The organism is Streptomyces sp. NPDC037290 (genome assembly GCF_055603245.1).
Genome location: NZ_JBVJVZ010000025.1, coordinates 1 through 15510, shown reverse-complemented (window position 1 = coordinate 15510; position 15510 = coordinate 1). Strand labels below are relative to the sequence as shown.

The window sequence follows — 15510 nt, the reverse complement described above, 5'->3', positions numbered from 1 at the left end:
CTCCTGATAGGTACGGCATCAGTCGTGCAGCTCCCGCAGGTCGTCGATGTCGGTCGTGCCGAACGCTTCCCGCATTCGCGTGGTGAGGATCTGCAACACCAGCACCGCCAGCAGCACGTCGAAGGAGACGCCGAGTTCGACGATCAGCGGCACACCGGAGGTGGCCAGGAACGCGGTGGCGGTGATCCCGTTGTCCAGCAGCAGGAAGCCGACGACCTGGGCCAGCGCCCGCCTGCGGGTGGCCAGGACGAAGAACCCGATCAGGACGACCGCCAGGCCGACTGGCAGCGCGCGGGTGGCCGGCGTCGGGTTCAGCTCGGTGAGCGGGCGGGCCACCGCGTAGGCCAGGAGAGTCAGCAGCGCGGTGGTCAACAGGGAAGCGGCGACGTTGACCAGGGGCTGTGTCTCCCGCGTCTCCGCTCTTCCGTCGCCGTAGCGCCGCCGGTCTTCGGTGAGCGAGGCCAGGGCGCGGCGCATCAGATACGGCAGAACGCCCGCCCTGAGCACCCCGACGCCAATACCCACGGCCGTCAGGTCCCACCGCTCCTCGTGTGCGCCGAGCAGGATGACGATCGCGGCCAGGGCAGCGCCCTGGAGGGCGAAGACGCGGACGATCGAGGCCAGCTCGCGCCGCCACAGGACGATCACGGCGGCCAGCAGGAAGGCCCCGCAGGCCAGGTCGAGGAGCTGGGTGTACAGGCCGCCGCTCATGACGCGCCGTTCAGGAAGTAGGAGGAGGTCACCGCGAGCAGCGCCAGCAGGAAGGATCCGGCGAGCAGTTCCGGCACGCGGAACAACCGCACCTTCGCCCAGAACACCTCGGCCGCGGCCAGTACCGCACCCAGCAGCACGAGTTTCGCCACCAGCGCCACCAGCGCGACGACGAGAGCGGCCCAGGTGGCGCTGGTGGCGATGCCCCAGGGCACGAACAGGGAGGACAGCAGGCCGAGCAGGAGCGTGAGCCGCATCTGCGCGCCGAGTTCGACCAGCGCCAGGTCAGGGCCGGCGTATTCCAGCACCATCGCTTCGTGGATCATGGTGAGTTCGAGGTGGGTGGAGGGGTTGTCGACCGGGATGCGGCCGGTCTCGGCGAGCACCGCCACCGCGAGTGCGGCCACGGCCAGCAGCCCGGCCGGGGAGGCGAGGCGGGCTGGTTCATATGCGGCGCCGGACACGATCGCCGGGATGTTGGTCGTCCCGGCCGGTATCGACAGGGCGAACACCGACAACAGGATGGTCGGTTCGACCAGCGCGGCGACCGTCATCTCCCGGGAGGCGCCCATCCCGCCGAACGCGGTGCCGGTGTCGAGTCCGGCCAGGGCGAGCGCGAGGGTGCCGAGCGCGATCAGCGCGACCACCACGATGAGGTCGGCGTGGGAGCTGACCGGGGTGTCGGTGGACAGCAGTGGCACCAGTGCGGCGGTCACGACGGTGGTGGCGACCAGCAGGGCGGGGGCGGCGCGGAACGCGGGCCCGGTTCCGACAGGCGTGATGGGCTCCTTGCGCAGCAGCTTGCGCGTGTCGCGCCAGGGCTGGAGCGCCCCCGCCCCGGCCCGGCCCTCCAGCCGGGCCCGCACCTGCCGCATCCACCCGGTCAGCAGCGGCGCCCCGGCCACCACGACCACGATCTGCCCGGCGACGGCCGCATACCCAATCCCGTTCATCACCAGCCCACCGCCAACGCCAACAGTAGGACGACCAGACCGGCGAAGCCGTAGCCGAGATACAGGTGCACGCTCCCGCCCGCCAGCCGCCGCGCCGCCTGCCCTGTCCCGGCCAGCGCCCGCAGCACGGGCTCGTAGAGCCGGTGTTCGATCCGGTCGGGCACCCGGTGCTGGAAGCGGACCCGTTCCACCAGGTACGCCGACTCCCGCACCGGGGTGACGTCCACATCCTGCTCCGGGGCGAGGACATCGTCGAAGACCCGTTGCAGCGGCTCGGCGAACGAGGTCGCCGTATACGCCATGCGTGCGGTCGGCGCCCCGCCACCACAGTCCCACAGCCGGGCGTTCGTCCGGCGCCGACGGCGTCCGTACAACCGGGGCAGCCCCATGGCCAGCATCAGTGCGGCGGTCAGGGCAGCTACCACCCACACCGGCGACAGCGACGCGGAGATGTCAGTCAGCCGCACCCGCACCCCGCCACCCGACACCGCCCCGGCACCGGGCAGCCCGACCGCGCCAACGGCACGGTCCAGGCCGCCGCCCAGCAGCCCGGGTACCAGTGCGAGCGCCACGCACGCGGCGGCGAGCAACCCCATACCGGCGATCATCAGGGGCGGCGCCTCCCGCGCGCCGTCCGCCCGTGAACTGCGAGGCCGGGCGAAGAAACCCACCCCGAGCGCCTTGACGAACGCGGCAGCGGCGATGCCGGCCGACAGCGCGATCAACGCCACCGACAGAGGCAGGACCACCGCGACCGCGACACCCGGCACCTTCAGACCATGGATGAGGGACTGAAGAAGCAGCCACTCACTGATGAATCCATTGCCCGGCGGCAGCGCCACCGCACCGAGCCCGGCCACCGCGAAGAACCCGGCGGTGGCCGGCATCCGGGCACGTAGCCCGCCCAGACGGTCCAGATCACGCAGACCGGTCGCGCGCAGCACCGACCCGGCCGCACAGAACAACAGGGCCTTGAACGCCGCCTGGTTGACCACGTGCAGCAGCGCCGCCGCCAGCGCCAGCGCGGCCAGTGGCTTGTCGCCGTGGGAGGCGAACAGCCCGGACGCGCCGACGCCGATCAGGACAAGGCCCATGTTCTCGCTGGTCGAGTACGCCAGCAGCCGTTTCAGGTCGGAGGCCATCGCCGCCTGCAGGATGCCGTATACGGCACTTGCCCCGCCCATCGCGAGCAGTCCCAGCCACCACCACGCCGGACCGCCGCCCAGCAGATCGAGCCCGGTGCGGACAAGGCCGTAGATGCCGAGGTTGACCATGGCGGCGCTCATCAAAGCCGAGACAGGACTGGGGGCCTCCGGATGGGCCCTGGGCAGCCAGGCGTGCAGCGGGACGGCGCCCGCCTTCGAGGTGAACGCCAGTGCCACGAGAACGAAGACGAGCCCGCGGACGGTCGGCGAGATGCCGTGTGCGCCCGCTCGCAGCGCGGCGAAGGTCTCCCCGCCCGCCTGCGCGGCGAACAGCGCGAACCCCGCAAGCAGCAACACCAGCCCGAGGTGCGTCATCACCGCGTACCAGGTGCCCGCCTGCCGCACGGACGGGCGGTCCCGGTGCTCGGCCAGCACCAGGAGCAGCGAGGTGAGCGCCATCAGCTCCCACAGCAGCAGGAATGTGGACACCTCCGCCGCCACCGGTACGAGAACCAGGCTGAGCGCGAACAACGGCAGTACTGCCTGGGCTGTGCGCGAGCCGAGCCCGTGTGCGCCGTGCCCGGCGGCGTACCCGATGCTGTACACCGCGACCGCGGCTACGACGGCCCCTGCCACAGCCGTGAACAGCCCTGCCAGCGCATCCACCGCCACATGCGCCCCGGCCAGCGGCACCAGCCCGGCGTAGAAGGCCGCCCACCGGCTTCCGCCCAGTGCAGCCACACCCGCCGTGCCACCCGCAACCCCCACACCGGCTGTCAGAACGCCGACGACAGCGACGCGCAGCCGGTACGGTAGGCCGAGTCCGGACAGCGCCCCGATACCGGCCAGTGTGGTGGCCGTCGCGAGGGCGGCCGGAATCACGCTCACCGACCGGTCACCCTCCTGAGCGCCGCCACGATCGCTTCCGGCTCCGGCGGGCACCCCGGTACCGCCAGATCCACCGGCACGACATCGGAGACCGCGCCCTCGACGCCGTACCCGCCCGCGAACTCCCCACAGTTGATCGCGCAGTCCCCGACGGCCACCACCAGCCGCGGCTCGCCCATCGCGGCGACGGTGCGGCGCAGCGGCTCGGCCATGTTCCGGGTCACCGGGCCGGTCACCAGCGCCACGTCCGCATGCCGGGGCGAGGCCACCAGCCGCGCCCCGTACCGCTCGGCGTCGTACACCGGATTGAACGCGGCGGTGATTTCGATCTCGCAGCCGTTGCAGGAACCCGCATCCACACAGCGCACCTGCACCGAACCACCCAACTGCCGAGCAGCCTGGGGTACTTCACTCTCCGGGCGTGGCGGCGCGGGCTCGGCCACCCGTCCGGTGGTCCGGATCTTGCGCAGCAGGCCCATGAACCTCTCCCGACTGGTGGCGAGGACTTCCGCAGGTGACCAACCAGGTAACCAGCGATTGGAGTTACGGTGCTTTTCCTGCGTTTTGCTTAGTTTTAGGAGACTTTGCGCCTCGGACTGGGACCGAGACGGTTCCATGCGGCAGGGGAGGGGCGATCGCCTCCTGGGACCGCCTCCCGGGGGACGATCGCCGTCCGATGGCCGCCGTGTGCGACGGGCTTCTCCTCCGGCTGTGCTGCCCGCGGGGCGGCGAGCAGCTGCGGGGGGCGACCGCCTCCTGGTATCCGCGAGTGCTGTCCAGCTAGCAGGAGACGGCCGCCGGTCACGGGCCGTGGTTACGACGGCGGTTTCGCCTCCCGTTGGGCTGCACGCAGGTCGGCGAGCAGTTCCGCCTGCCCTGCCAGCACGCCGGACAGGATCGAGCGTGCCACCCGCAGCAGTTCCGCGACCTCGGGGCTGGCCAGGGAGTAGTACACGTTCGACCCTTCCTTGCGGGTCCGTACCAAGTTCGCGCGACGCAGCACGGCCAGCTGCTGGGACAGGTGCGCCGGCTCGATGCCCACCTCGGGCAGCATCTCCGCGACCGCGTGCTCGCGCTCGCTCAGCAGCTCCAGGACACGGATGCGGGCCGGGTGGCCGAGAGTTTTGAAGAACTCGGCCTTCAGCTGGTACAGCGGCGTACTCATCGTGCCACCCTCCCCCCAGCACGGCACGGCCTGACCGGCCGGTCCATTCGGCATCGCATCCACCCACTCGTCAAGAACATGCAGCCCATCCTCGCGTGCGGCAGCGGCAGAACCGAAGCCGCGCCGACGAGTCAGGCCGCCATATTCGGCGGTGATGACCTCAGTAATTGCTAACATTAGCAAGTCCATGGTCCTGGCGAGGGAGGCTTGTATGAGGATCACCCCGTTGCGCGGCAGCGGAATCGTCTGGCTCAAGTGCCCTGCCTGCCGCCTCAAGTGCCGCCCCGCTGCCGTCGCACCGGACGGAAACTGCCCGCGCTGCGGCGACGCCCGCATGCTCCGGCTGTCCATCGGCGGTCGTCATGGGCGGCCCGCTCCGGATGCCGGTCAGCCGGCACAGGGCACCGACTGCGCCTGACCAATGGAGGTACCGGCCCGGCGGGAGAGCCGGTTCAGACCTTCTTGACGACGCTGGACTTCAGCTGCATGGCACCGAAGCCGTCGATCTTGCAGTCGATGTCGTGGCCGTCCACGCTGTCCTCAATGAGCCGGATGTTGCGCACCTTGGTGCCGGCCTTGATGCCGGTCGGGCTGCCCTTGACCTTGAGGCTCTTGACCACGGTCACGGTGTCGCCGTCGGCGAGCACGTTGCCGACCGCATCTTTGATCACTTTGGCCGCGCTCCCGTCGGTCGATTCGTCGGACGGTGACCACTCGTGGCCGCATTCCGGACAGATGAGAAGGACGCCCATCTCGTAGGTGAACGTGCCGGAGCATTCGGGGCAAGGGGGAAGATTTTCACTCATGGGACCAGTGTCTTTCTCTCAGTGAGCTGAAGCGAACGAGGTGGGGGTGTCAGGCGGGCCAGCCGTCGGTGCGCCACTCCTGCTGCCCCTCGCCGGGAGCCGAGGGCTCTCGGCCGTGGACGGCGAGCGCTGAGGCCAGGTCACAGTGGACGGGGATGTCGGGGCAGTCCCCGGCTGGGACCAGCGAGCCGTCGGCAGGGATGGCGGCCAGCTCCAGGCTCCGGCCGGCCTCGGCGAGGCGTCGGGCGGCCTCTGTGATGGCCAGTTGTCCCTCGGCGGACCAGCTGCGCAGCTCGGTCAGGTCGAGGACGACCGGCCCGGTGCCACGGACCAAGACCCAGCCGATCGCGCCGCTGAAGCGGCGGACCGCCTCGGGGCCGAGATAGCCGGCGACGGAGAGGATGCCGAGATCCTGCTCGATGGTGTAGCGCCAGTCGATGGTCATGTCGTCAACTTCCTTGTGCGGTTGCCCGTCCGGGCCTGTGTCCGGTCACAGGGGCAGAGTGACCCAGATGCTCTTGCCTTTGCCGTCGGCGTCGCCGCGGACGACCGCCGTACCGCCCAGTCCGAGCGTGAGCTCCGTGACGGTGGCCAGCCCAGCGGCCCCGGCGGCGGTGAACGCGGCGTACAACGGGGGTTGGTAGGGGTGGCGGTCGTGGACGGCGAAGGCCAGGCAGTCCCGGCCCGCCGCGTAGAACACGGTGAGCTGCGGAGAGAGCACGGCGGCGTGCCGCACACTGTTGGTGACCAGCTCGCTCAGGATCAGCAGCGCGGGATCCACGGCAGGGTGCCGCAGTCCGATGCCCCATTCCATCAGGGTCTGCTCGGCGGTCTCGCGGGCTACGCGGACCGCCGCCGGCACGGTCGGCAGGGTGAGTACGTGGCGGTGCGGCAGCGCCGCCAGTTGTGTGGTCACCGTTTGTCCGTTCCCCGGATGAGGCGGAATGCGGTGACCGTCTGCGGGTGGATACGGGCGACGGTGTCGTGTGGGCCGTGCGTCCAGCCGGGCAGCGTGCGCCGGTAGTGGGCGGCCTCGTCGGGGTCGGTGATCACTTGGGCCGGCCCGTTCGCGGTCACAGTCCAGCCGGTGCCGGTCGCGGTCTGGATGTCGTCGGCGTGGTACGTCGCACTCAGCGGAAGGGCGGCCGGCTGGATCGGGGTGCGCACGATCAGCCGGCCGTACTCCCACACGTGTCTGGCGGGCCGTACGACGGTCGCCTCACGCTGCACGACCACCAACCGCCCCAGCTCCGCCCCTTGCAGCAGCCACAACGCCTCTGCGCCGGAGACCTCGACCATGCGGTGGGTGCTGGAGGGTGTGCTCATCGGGCTGGTTCCTCGCTGGCGTTTGTGTTCTTCGGGTGCGTCTTCTGGGCAGGGATGGCGGGCAGGACTCCCGCCATCTCTAGGTGGTTGCGGGCGGCGCCGATCGCCTCGGGCGTGGTGGCGTACTCCTGGCCCTCGTGCCGCAACAGCTCCAGGGCGCCGACGGAATCGAGAACCTGCCGCTGACCGGGCCGTATCCCGGAGGCAAGGACGACGATGCCACGGCGCCGCAGCTTCTCCACCGCGTCCTTCAGGACCAGGGCGCCGGTGGCGTCCATCGTCGACACCCGCGACATCCGCAGGATGACGACCCGTATGTCGGCGACCTCGGTCAGCTCGAGCAGGAAGCGGTGGGCGGCGGCGAAGAACAGCGGTCCGTCGATTCGGTAGGCGACGATGTGCTCGGTCAGCAGCGTGTGTTCCTCGGCCGTGTGGTCGCCGTGGTCGAGGGGCACCTGGTCGAAGCGGGCCTGCTTGGCCACCGCCCGCAGGGCCAGGGCGCCCGCGACGACCAGACCGATGATGACGGCGTAGACGAGGTCGAGGGCAAGGGTCGCGACCGCGGTGAGGACGAGTATCACGGCATCGGACCGCGTCGCCTTCGCCATGGCCCTGAGCGAGCCGACCTCGACCATGCGGATCGCGGTGGCCAGCAGCACGCCCGCCAGCGCCGCCAGTGGGATCTTCGACACCAGAGGCGCCGCCGCGAACACGATCACCGCGAGGACGGCGGCGTGCGTGAGCGCGGCCAGCCGGGAGCCGGCACCGGTACGGACGTTGACGGCGGTGCGCGCTATCGCTCCGGTTGCCGGGACGCCGCCGAACAGCGGGGCGGCGATGTTGGCCAGACCTTGGCCGAGCAGCTCCCGGTCCGGGTCGTGCTGCTGTCCCACTGTCATCGCATCGGCGGCGGCCGCGGACATCAGCGACTCCAACGCGGCCAGCGCAGCCACCGCCACGGCCGGGGCGAGCAACGAGCCGAGCGAACCGAGATCGAGGAAGGACAGGGAAGGCTCGGGCAGTCCGGACGGCAGGTCGCCGATCGGCTTCACGCCCACGTGGGCGACCTGAGCCATGGCCGTGGCGACGATCACGGCGACGATGGAGAACGGCACCGTCGGCCGCCACCGCGCACCGGCCAGCATGAGCACAACCACGGCGACCGCAAGCCCGACAGCCGTCCAGTTCGGGGACTTCACGAACTCCTCGACCGCGTGCCAGGTGACGACGAGCACCTTGTCGCCCGCAGGCTTGGGCACACCAAGCGCGTTCGGCACCTGCTGGAGCCCGATCACCGCGGCGATGCCGAGCGTGAACCCCTCGATCACAGGCGCCGGCACGTACTGCATGTAGCGCCCCGCCCTGAGCAGAGCGAGACCCGCGAGCATCACGCCGGCCATCAGACCGACCGTGAGCACGGCGGTGGGGCCGTACTGGGCGACGATCGGCACCAAGACGACCGCCATGGCGCCGGTCGGCCCGGACACCTGAAGATTCGACCCACCGAACACGGCGGCCATCGCGCCCGCGACCACCGCGGTCGCCAGACCCGCTTCGGCACCCAGCCCGGACGAGACGCCGAAACCGAGGGCGAGGGGCAGGGCCACGATCGCAACGGTGAGACCGGCGACCAGGTCCCGGCGTGGATCACGCCGTACCTGCGCCAGATCGGAGCGTGAGGGCAGCAGCGAGGTGATCCGGGCCCGAACCGTTCGGGCGAACGTTGCATTCATCGGGTGGCGGCCTCGACTTCCCTCAGCTCGGCCAGCAGCTCGCCCTGACCGGCGAGCATCTCGGTCAGGATCCGGCGCGCGGCCTTCATCAGATCGGCGACATCACCCCCGGCCAGCTCGTAGACCACGGTCGTGCCCTCGCGGACGGAGGTGACGATCCCCGAGCGGCGCAGCACCGCCAGCTGCTGCGACAGGCTGGAAGGCTCCACCTCAATAGCGGCCAGCAGCCCCCGCACCGGCATCGGCCCGTCGTGCAACAGCTCCAGCACCCGGATCCGGACCGGATGCCCCAGCATGCGGAAGAACTCGGCCTTCGCCTGATACAGCGGAACTGACACGACCCCTCGGCTTCCCTCGCAGAGCCCCACCGAGGTGAGACACAGAGAAGCTGTGCTCGCGGCTACCTGCGAGCACAGCGAACATAGCATCTAACCAATTGCAAAATTTCGCAATTCGCCTATCCGTTTAGTGCCGATTTGTGATGCCTACGAGGTGCCTATGAGCCGTTGTCCAGAGGTGGTCGACGCCATGGTCGACAGGTCATCCGGTGACGAGGGCGGGCGGCTGCGCGGGCGAGTAGCACCTGGATCGTCGACGGGCGCGCCTGGGGTCGGCAAGCCGTCCGCAGTGAGAAGTCTGGCCACTGCCTGGCCCCACGGCTCGGTGCGGGCCTCATGTACCAGCTCGATTCCCGCGCGTTGCAGTTCGTTACCGGCCGCTGTGACGACTGGCCGAAAGCACCGGGCCGCTGCGGCGTCAAAGGGTCTGGCGCGCCAGTGTCTCTGACCGGGCCGAGAGCGGGAGAAATGACGAACACCGAGCAAGCTGGGCCGCCGGGCCGGGCCGGGTCTCGGTCTATGGGGGGTGGGCTGGCGGGGGTGGGCTGGTCATCGGCGTACGCCTGTGCAACGCTCCAGGGGCAACCAACCTGGTCTGGTGGGAGGCCCCGCACCGGTCTTGAAGGGCATCTTCTCGGTGACCGGGATGCGGTACGGATTGCCTCGCTCGCTGTATGCGGCCCTATGCCGCGTGCTTGATGCCCTCCTCCTATGGAGGGCGTGACGGGTTTGACCCGGAATCGAGGGGCGAACCATGAACGCTTTGACCGTGGTGACACAGCAGCACGCCGACCGCACTGTGATCACCGTGAGCGGGGAAATGGACCTGCAGACCTGTCCGACACTGGCCGAGGCCACTCCCGTCATCCCACTGGCCGGCAAGGCGCTGTACCTGGACCTGTCGGGCGTGCCCTTCATGGACTCCAGCGGCCTGAACCTGCTGATCCTGCTGCGGCGCCGCCTTCACGCCGAAGGTGGCCGCCTTGCCGTCACCGGCCTGCAGGCCCAGCCCGAACGACTGCTGCACCTGACGCAGGCCAGCGAACTGTTCACGGTGATGCCTTCCGGTACGGCCGGCTCCGACGAAGTGCCGGCCTCCTGGCCGGCCAAGGCATAGCCACGCCGGTCACTGCCCCTTTGCCCTGCCTCAGCAGCAGATGCGGGAATGGTCACTCAGAGGCCGCGGAGGGGCGGCTTACCGCTCCCGCCGGCAGGACATAGGAGTGAAGTAAGAAAGCCGGGCCACCGTACGAATGCGAAAGCGGTGCCTGGTGAGCAAGGTGAACCCCCTTGAGGAGGAGGCGAGGCATGGTGGGACCGCAGAGCACGCGGACCGGGCAGGAACAGTCCGCAGCAGTGCCCTCTGCTCACCTCATACCGGCCCTGGAGGCCATCGGGGCGGGAGCCTACGTCGTGGACGAGCAGGGTCGTATCATCGCCGCCAACCGTCGCGCCGAAGACCTGCTGGGCCGCCCCGCCGGTGAACTCGCGGGTCATGACGCTCACGATCTGCTGCATCGCGGGCCGCAGGGCCGGCAGCTGCCCGCGACGCAGTGCGGCATGCGGCAGGCGTTCCACGCCGGGAGTCCGGCCCAGGGGGGCGACGAGTACATCGAGCGCGCCGACGGCAGCCTGCTCCCCATCTCCTGGACGATCACGCCGTACGACATCGGCGACCGACGCGCCGGCACACTCGTCGTCTTCCACCCGGGGCAGGCACCTGACACCGGACCGCGCCTGGAGCAGGCCGCCGCAACGCTGACCGACCTCGAGCGACTCGCCCTGCTCGCCGAGACCACCACCCAGCTGACGTCCACGTTCGACACTGAGGAGGCGCTGCGCCGACTGATGGGCCTGGTCCTGCCGCGCCTGGCGGACTGGGCCGTCATCGACCTGATCACCGAACGCGACGAGGTGTGGCGCGCGGCCGTGGTCCGGGCCGACGGCGACACGCTGGTCCACGACGAGGACCTCGAAGGGCCCATGCCTCCGGTGCCGGAGGACTCCCCGATGCCCCTGTCCCAGGCCCTGCGGGGCGTCGCCTCCGCCCTGGCCGGCCCGGACACCTACCGGGGTGCCCCGGACTCCGGGATCACAGCCGAGCAGCAACACCTGTTCGAAAGGACCCGCATCCACTCCGCGGCCATCGCCCCCATCCGCAGCACCCGCGACGTCCTGGGAGCTCTCACCCTCGGCCGCACCGCGACGTCGCCCGCCTTCACCGTCGCCGACCTTCCCCTGCTGGAGGACATCGCCCGCCGCGCCGGCCTGGCGCTGGACAACGCCCGCCTCTACCAGCGCCAGCGCAAGGTCGCCGAGACCATGCAGAACCACCTGCTGCCCCAGATGCCGAGCGTGCCCGGACTGCAGATGACCGTCCGCTATCTGCCCGCCCCCGATGCCTCACAGGTCGGCGGTGACTGGTACGACGCCTTCACCCTGCCCGACGGCGCCACCGCGCTCGCCGTGGGCGACGTCGTCGGACACGACCTGGAAGCGGCCGCCGGCATGGCCCAGCTGCGCAACATGCTCCGCGCCTATGCCTGGTCCCAGCAGCAGCCCCCGAGCCGGATCGTCGAATGCCTCGACGAGGCGATCCTGCCCATCACCGACGTCACCATGGCAACTCTCGTCCTCGCCCGGGTGACCCAGACCAGCGAAGGCCACTGGCAGCTGTCCTGGACCAACGCCGGCCACCCCCCGCCCCTCCTCGTCACCCGGGACGGTCTGACCCACTACCTGTCCGACGGCCACGGCCTCCTGCTCGGCACCGGACTCGACACGCCCCGCCCCGACTCCACCGTCCTTCTGCCACCGGGCAGCACCCTCCTGCTGTATACCGACGGCCTCATCGAAAGACCCAGCCACACCCTGGACGAGGGCCTGAACCGCCTGCGCCAGCACGCCGCCGCCCTCGCCCACCGCCCCCTGCCGTCCTTCACCGACCAGCTCCTGCGCCGAGTCCAGCCACCCGGCCTCGACGATGTCGCACTCCTCGTCCTACGCACACCCGCCCGAGAACCCATCAGCCCCTGAGCATCCGATAGACATCTCGGGATCTGAAGACGTCAAGCAGCAGCTGCCACTGTTCTTGGTGGTTGTAAGGGGGTGGTGGGTGAGGGGGTTTCGCTGTGTCCCCCTTTGTGGTGGTGTCATTGGTCGTGGGTGGGCATGGGGTCGCCTGCTTCGTATGCGGTGCATCGTGTGCAGCCTGGGTGCAGGCATGTGTGGCTGCGCCATCCTCGTCGGGTGCTTTCGCATCCTGGTGCTGTCCATGGGTATGGCATGGTGGCGAGAGCGGCTCGTGCGGCGTCGCGTGCGCCGGTGAGGGCTGTCGGGTCTTCGGGTGTTTCCAGTAGCTGTAGGGCGCGTCTGAGGGCGGCGCGGGCGGCTGTGGGGTCGGGGGCGCGGCGGGGCGCTGGCACGATTACGCTCTCGTAGACGCTGGGTGGTGGGGGCTGCTTGGGTGTTCGCTGGCGCAGGAGTCTGGCGGCTGCGGTGATGATCTTAGTTCGCACAATCCACCCAAACGCGCCTCGGAGGGAACATGTTACGGATATGAATGGCTGATCATCCCGACGAGCGAGACCGGGCCCGCCGCAGAGCCCGCCGCCGGGCTCTCAGCATCGGCTGGGGCGCGTTTGGCATGGGGTCCCGGGAATCCCAGACAGGAATTCAGTGGCTTATCCTGTAATCGCAGGAGGATTTAGTGTGGTGTGCGCCCCTCGTGTGAGGGATGGTGGGGACGGGGTGGATGGAGAGACGATTCTGCAGGCGGTTTGAAAGGATCGTTGCGCACACCTCGCGTGTGATGGCTCTGGTTTGTAGTGGCCCTCCAGGGGGGTCGTCAAGTTGTTGGTGAGGCTGGTGGGTTGGGGCTGGTGAGGATGCGGGTGTGCTCGCGGTGGCACCTCGGTCAGCCCGTCGAGGGCACGCCGGTGACGGCTTTCCAGATGCGGAAGCGTTCGGTCATCTCGGTTCGGTAGTCACTCGCTGTGATGAGGTGGCGGCGGGGGCGGAAGTGGGTGGAGATCCGGGAGAAGGCGGCGAGGAATCTCTGAGCCGTGCCGACGCTGCGGAAGCCCTTCATTCTGCGCTCACGCTCTCGTGTAGGGATATGCGAGTTTTCTGCCCTGTTGTTCAGATACTTCGAGCTGCGGTGCTCGACGGAGGGCATGACCTGGCGGTGAGCGGCCCCGTAGGAGCGGAGCTTGTCGGTCACGATCACCCGGGGCACGGTCTCGGTGCCCTTGAGGAGCTCGCGGAAGAACCGCCTGGCCGCGGTCGTGTCCCGGGTGTTGGTCACGAGGATGTCCAGGACGTTGCCGTCCTGGTCGACGGCCCGCCACAGGTACCGCATCCGCCCGTTGACCTTGATGAACACCTCGTCCAGATGCCACTTATCACCCGGCTTCGGCTGCCGGCGGCGCAGCCGCGCTGCGTACTCGGGACCGAACCTCTCGCACCACAGCCGGATCGCCTCGTAGGAGACGGTGATCCCGCGCTCGAAGAGCAGCTCCTCCACATCACGGAAGGAGAGGGAGAAACGGTGGTACAGCCACACCGCGTGGGAGATGACCTCCGGCGGGAACCAAAACCCCTTGTATAACGGCGCTGCAGCGGTGTCCACGACCGGGCCCTCCCATGAAATCCCCCGAAGACCATCACACGCCTCGCGAACTTGAAAACACCCCGGACACGGCATTGACCTCTACCTCCGGATTTAACGAACTACCGGTAGACGAGTCCGAGACGTACCGAGTGCGGTGGAACGCGATGGTGGTAGCAGCACAGGTGTTGGGCTACCAAGACCCAAACTTTGACCCATACGAATTCGCCGAGGCATGCGGAATACACACCCGCACCAGCCACGGGCAGCTCGACGGGCACATCGAGTACGGCCTCCGCAGAAACGCCGATGGCAGGTACGCCAAGCCTGGCACGTGGGAGTACACCGACGAGTAAGCCGCTCAGAGACTTCGCTGTCAGCCCAGCCTCACTACAGTGCCGTCCAGCCCCCAGCGCCCGTGTGACGGCGGCGCTGGGGGCTTCCTCGTGGGCAGCCACGCGGCTATCGCTGGTCCCACAGTTCTCCAGCCAAGTAGGCCGCACTGAAAGCCAACTCCAGCCCGCGGATGAGTATCGCAGCAGCGTCATCGTCGCCGTCCACGTCGTCCAGTGCGCCAGTGCAGGGTGCGAAGAACGCAACCGCTACGAGATCGATGAGCCAGGCGCGGGCCTCGTCCGGTGGCCTGCTGGTGACGACCGGCCCCAGTGAGCCTTTTCCAACCTGCCTGTGCAGTTGGGACGTTGGGCTGACAACGTGGTGAAGCCCCTGGTAGATGGGTTTTCGACCAAGAGAACCGTCTCCACCAGAGGCTTCATGTGCTTGTCTACCCGTCGGGTGTCGACGTGTCCAGCTCTGCCCTCCGCTTCCTCACGCAGTTGAGGCGGCAACGCTGTTCGATCGGCTCCCGGTGGCGGCGCCTGAGCGCCAGCCGTCAGGCTCTGCTCACGCTCGCCCATCTCCGAGTGGGGCACACGTATGCCCAGCTCGCGGCCGGGCTCGTGTCGGCACCACGACGGCCTACCGCTATGTCACCGAGGCTGTCGAGCTCCTGGCCGCCCTCGCTCCGGGACTGGCCGACGCGGTACGGACCGCGTCGGTGAAGGCGTATCTGATCCTGGACGGCACGCTCCTTCCCATCGACCACATCGCCGCGGACCGGCCGTTTCACTCGGGTAAGCACAAGAAGCACGGGAGAACGTACAGGCCCTCGCAGACCCCTTCAGCCAGCTGTTGTGGGCCTCACCGGCCCTCCCCGGCGCCATCCACGACATTCGCGCGGCCCGCGAACATGGCATCGTCGACGCACTCGCCGAAGCCGGCATCCCGTGCTGGGCGGACAACGCCTACCGGGGCGTCGGCGGCACGGTCCACACCCCGTGCTGGAGCCGGTGGGAGACCCTGCCCGCAGGCCAGAAAGCGGTGAACCAGTCGCACACGAAGATCCGAGCGCTCGTCGAGCAGGCCGTCGCCACCCTCAAGTCCTGGAGGCTCCCCCGTAAGCTCCGCTGTTCGACCACCCGGATCACCACACTCGTCCACGCCGTCCTCACCCTTCACCCGACCAGCTCAGAGTGAGGATGGAAAAGGCTCAAGGGCTGGCATGTCACCGTCGCCGACACAGCAGCGTGCGCGGTCTTCGCCACCATGCAGAAGACCGCAGCACCGCCATCCCGACATCACCGCTTCAAGCTCAACAGTGAAAACAGTGTGAAGGAACTGGGCGAGTTCAACCAGTCGTTGCAACACCGGGCTGTTGCAGCGAGCGTAGCTGCTCTTCGAAGACCTCGGCGGGTGTCCGCCAGCCGAGGGTCTTGCGGGGCCGGTTGTTGATCGCCATGGCGACGGCTTCGAGGTCCGTGGACGACCACCGGGACA

Annotated in this window: 15 protein-coding genes and 2 pseudogenes; 4 read left to right on the top strand and 13 right to left on the bottom strand. The window is 69.1% G+C overall.

Translation table 11 applies throughout. The features are described from left to right. Positions 1–18: 18 nt before the first annotated feature. From ACZ7HQ_RS39140 to ACZ7HQ_RS39120, 5 genes are all read right to left on the bottom strand, one after another. Positions 19–711 carry a hypothetical protein gene (locus tag ACZ7HQ_RS39140; RefSeq protein ID WP_471000493.1) on the bottom strand — a complete coding sequence of 231 codons (693 nt, stop codon included), beginning with the start codon at positions 709–711 and terminating at the stop codon, positions 19–21. Continuing rightward, positions 708–1664: a respiratory chain complex I subunit 1 family protein gene (locus ACZ7HQ_RS39135; RefSeq protein ID WP_471000490.1), complete on the bottom strand. Its 957-nt coding sequence runs from the start codon at positions 1662–1664 to the stop codon at positions 708–710. The genes ACZ7HQ_RS39140 and ACZ7HQ_RS39135 overlap by 4 nt, the downstream gene beginning before the upstream one ends. After that, complete coding sequence (locus ACZ7HQ_RS39130) at positions 1664–3697, bottom strand: proton-conducting transporter transmembrane domain-containing protein (RefSeq protein ID WP_471000488.1); 2034 nt, start codon at positions 3695–3697, stop codon at positions 1664–1666. Before ACZ7HQ_RS39130 ends, ACZ7HQ_RS39135 begins: the two co-directional genes overlap by 1 nt. Beyond that, a complete protein-coding gene (locus tag ACZ7HQ_RS39125; RefSeq protein ID WP_471000485.1) occupies positions 3694–4176 on the bottom strand; it encodes an NADH-quinone oxidoreductase subunit B family protein in 483 nt (160 codons plus the stop codon). The genes ACZ7HQ_RS39130 and ACZ7HQ_RS39125 overlap by 4 nt, the downstream gene beginning before the upstream one ends. Positions 4177–4511: 335 nt before the next feature. After that, positions 4512–4862, bottom strand: coding sequence for an ArsR/SmtB family transcription factor (locus tag ACZ7HQ_RS39120; protein WP_471000482.1), 351 nt, complete (start codon positions 4860–4862; stop codon positions 4512–4514). 211 nt (positions 4863–5073) lie between these two features. On the opposite strand from ACZ7HQ_RS39120, the gene ACZ7HQ_RS39115 reads away from it, so the two are divergent. After that, positions 5074–5280, top strand: a complete 207-nt coding sequence (locus ACZ7HQ_RS39115) for a hypothetical protein (protein WP_471000479.1) — start codon at positions 5074–5076, stop codon at positions 5278–5280. A gap of 34 nt (positions 5281–5314) precedes the next feature. Here ACZ7HQ_RS39115 and ACZ7HQ_RS39110 read toward each other — a convergent pair whose 3' ends face one another. The 6 genes from ACZ7HQ_RS39110 to ACZ7HQ_RS39085 are packed head-to-tail and all read right to left on the bottom strand — an operon-like array spanning position 5315 to position 9065. Next, a complete protein-coding gene (locus tag ACZ7HQ_RS39110) occupies positions 5315–5668 on the bottom strand; it encodes a zinc ribbon domain-containing protein YjdM (RefSeq protein WP_471000476.1) in 354 nt (117 codons plus the stop codon). 49 nt (positions 5669–5717) lie between these two features. After that, positions 5718–6113, bottom strand: coding sequence for an STAS domain-containing protein (locus ACZ7HQ_RS39105; RefSeq protein ID WP_471000473.1), 396 nt, complete (start codon positions 6111–6113; stop codon positions 5718–5720). A 45-nt stretch (positions 6114–6158) separates the two neighbouring features. Continuing rightward, positions 6159–6584 (bottom strand): ATP-binding protein, encoded by a 426-nt coding sequence (locus ACZ7HQ_RS39100; protein WP_471000470.1) that lies wholly within the window; start codon positions 6582–6584, stop codon positions 6159–6161. Next, on the bottom strand, positions 6581–6994 hold the full coding sequence (locus ACZ7HQ_RS39095) for a pyridoxamine 5'-phosphate oxidase family protein (RefSeq protein ID WP_471000467.1): 414 nt from the start codon (positions 6992–6994) through the stop codon (positions 6581–6583). Before ACZ7HQ_RS39095 ends, ACZ7HQ_RS39100 begins: the two co-directional genes overlap by 4 nt. Then, positions 6991–8727 carry a SulP family inorganic anion transporter gene (locus ACZ7HQ_RS39090; protein ID WP_471000464.1) on the bottom strand — a complete coding sequence of 579 codons (1737 nt, stop codon included), beginning with the start codon at positions 8725–8727 and terminating at the stop codon, positions 6991–6993. The genes ACZ7HQ_RS39095 and ACZ7HQ_RS39090 overlap by 4 nt, the downstream gene beginning before the upstream one ends. Next, on the bottom strand, positions 8724–9065 hold the full coding sequence (locus ACZ7HQ_RS39085; protein ID WP_471000461.1) for an ArsR/SmtB family transcription factor: 342 nt from the start codon (positions 9063–9065) through the stop codon (positions 8724–8726). Before ACZ7HQ_RS39085 ends, ACZ7HQ_RS39090 begins: the two co-directional genes overlap by 4 nt. A 754-nt stretch (positions 9066–9819) precedes the next feature. Between ACZ7HQ_RS39085 and ACZ7HQ_RS39080 the strand changes: the two genes are divergently transcribed. Both ACZ7HQ_RS39080 and ACZ7HQ_RS39075 read left to right on the top strand, forming a co-directional pair. Continuing rightward, the gene (locus tag ACZ7HQ_RS39080; RefSeq protein WP_471000458.1) at positions 9820–10182 is read left to right on the top strand and encodes an STAS domain-containing protein; all 363 of its coding nucleotides are present in this window, start codon (positions 9820–9822) and stop codon (positions 10180–10182) included. A gap of 191 nt (positions 10183–10373) precedes the next feature. Next, complete coding sequence (locus tag ACZ7HQ_RS39075) at positions 10374–12101, top strand: PP2C family protein-serine/threonine phosphatase (RefSeq protein ID WP_471000456.1); 1728 nt, start codon at positions 10374–10376, stop codon at positions 12099–12101. Between the two features lie 880 nt (positions 12102–12981). On the opposite strand, the gene ACZ7HQ_RS39070 is transcribed toward ACZ7HQ_RS39075, so the two are convergent. Further along, entirely contained in the window at positions 12982–13770 is a 789-nt protein-coding gene (locus tag ACZ7HQ_RS39070; protein WP_471000454.1) for an IS6 family transposase, read from the bottom strand. Between the two features lie 680 nt (positions 13771–14450). Here ACZ7HQ_RS39070 and ACZ7HQ_RS39065 point away from each other — a divergent pair. After that, positions 14451–15210: pseudogene (locus ACZ7HQ_RS39065) on the top strand (transposase family protein). A 151-nt stretch (positions 15211–15361) separates the two neighbouring features. Here ACZ7HQ_RS39065 and ACZ7HQ_RS39060 read toward each other — a convergent pair. After that, positions 15362–15510 (bottom strand): annotated as a pseudogene (locus ACZ7HQ_RS39060) (IS30 family transposase); the annotation flags it as partial.

Coding starts and splice junctions, on each gene's coding strand:
- ACZ7HQ_RS39140 (WP_471000493.1), bottom strand. CDS start 711: ATGAGCGGCGGCCTGTACACCCAGCTCCTCGACCTGGCCTGCGGGGCC.
- ACZ7HQ_RS39135 (WP_471000490.1), bottom strand. CDS start 1,664: ATGAACGGGATTGGGTATGCGGCCGTCGCCGGGCAGATCGTGGTCGTG.
- ACZ7HQ_RS39125 (WP_471000485.1), bottom strand. CDS start 4,176: ATGGGCCTGCTGCGCAAGATCCGGACCACCGGACGGGTGGCCGAGCCC.
- ACZ7HQ_RS39120 (WP_471000482.1), bottom strand. CDS start 4,862: ATGAGTACGCCGCTGTACCAGCTGAAGGCCGAGTTCTTCAAAACTCTC.
- ACZ7HQ_RS39115 (WP_471000479.1), top strand. CDS start 5,074: ATGAGGATCACCCCGTTGCGCGGCAGCGGAATCGTCTGGCTCAAGTGC.
- ACZ7HQ_RS39110 (WP_471000476.1), bottom strand. CDS start 5,668: ATGAGTGAAAATCTTCCCCCTTGCCCCGAATGCTCCGGCACGTTCACC.
- ACZ7HQ_RS39105 (WP_471000473.1), bottom strand. CDS start 6,113: ATGACCATCGACTGGCGCTACACCATCGAGCAGGATCTCGGCATCCTC.
- ACZ7HQ_RS39095 (WP_471000467.1), bottom strand. CDS start 6,994: ATGAGCACACCCTCCAGCACCCACCGCATGGTCGAGGTCTCCGGCGCA.
- ACZ7HQ_RS39090 (WP_471000464.1), bottom strand. CDS start 8,727: ATGAATGCAACGTTCGCCCGAACGGTTCGGGCCCGGATCACCTCGCTG.
- ACZ7HQ_RS39080 (WP_471000458.1), top strand. CDS start 9,820: ATGAACGCTTTGACCGTGGTGACACAGCAGCACGCCGACCGCACTGTG.
- ACZ7HQ_RS39075 (WP_471000456.1), top strand. CDS start 10,374: ATGGTGGGACCGCAGAGCACGCGGACCGGGCAGGAACAGTCCGCAGCA.
- ACZ7HQ_RS39070 (WP_471000454.1), bottom strand. CDS start 13,770: ATGCCGTGTCCGGGGTGTTTTCAAGTTCGCGAGGCGTGTGATGGTCTT.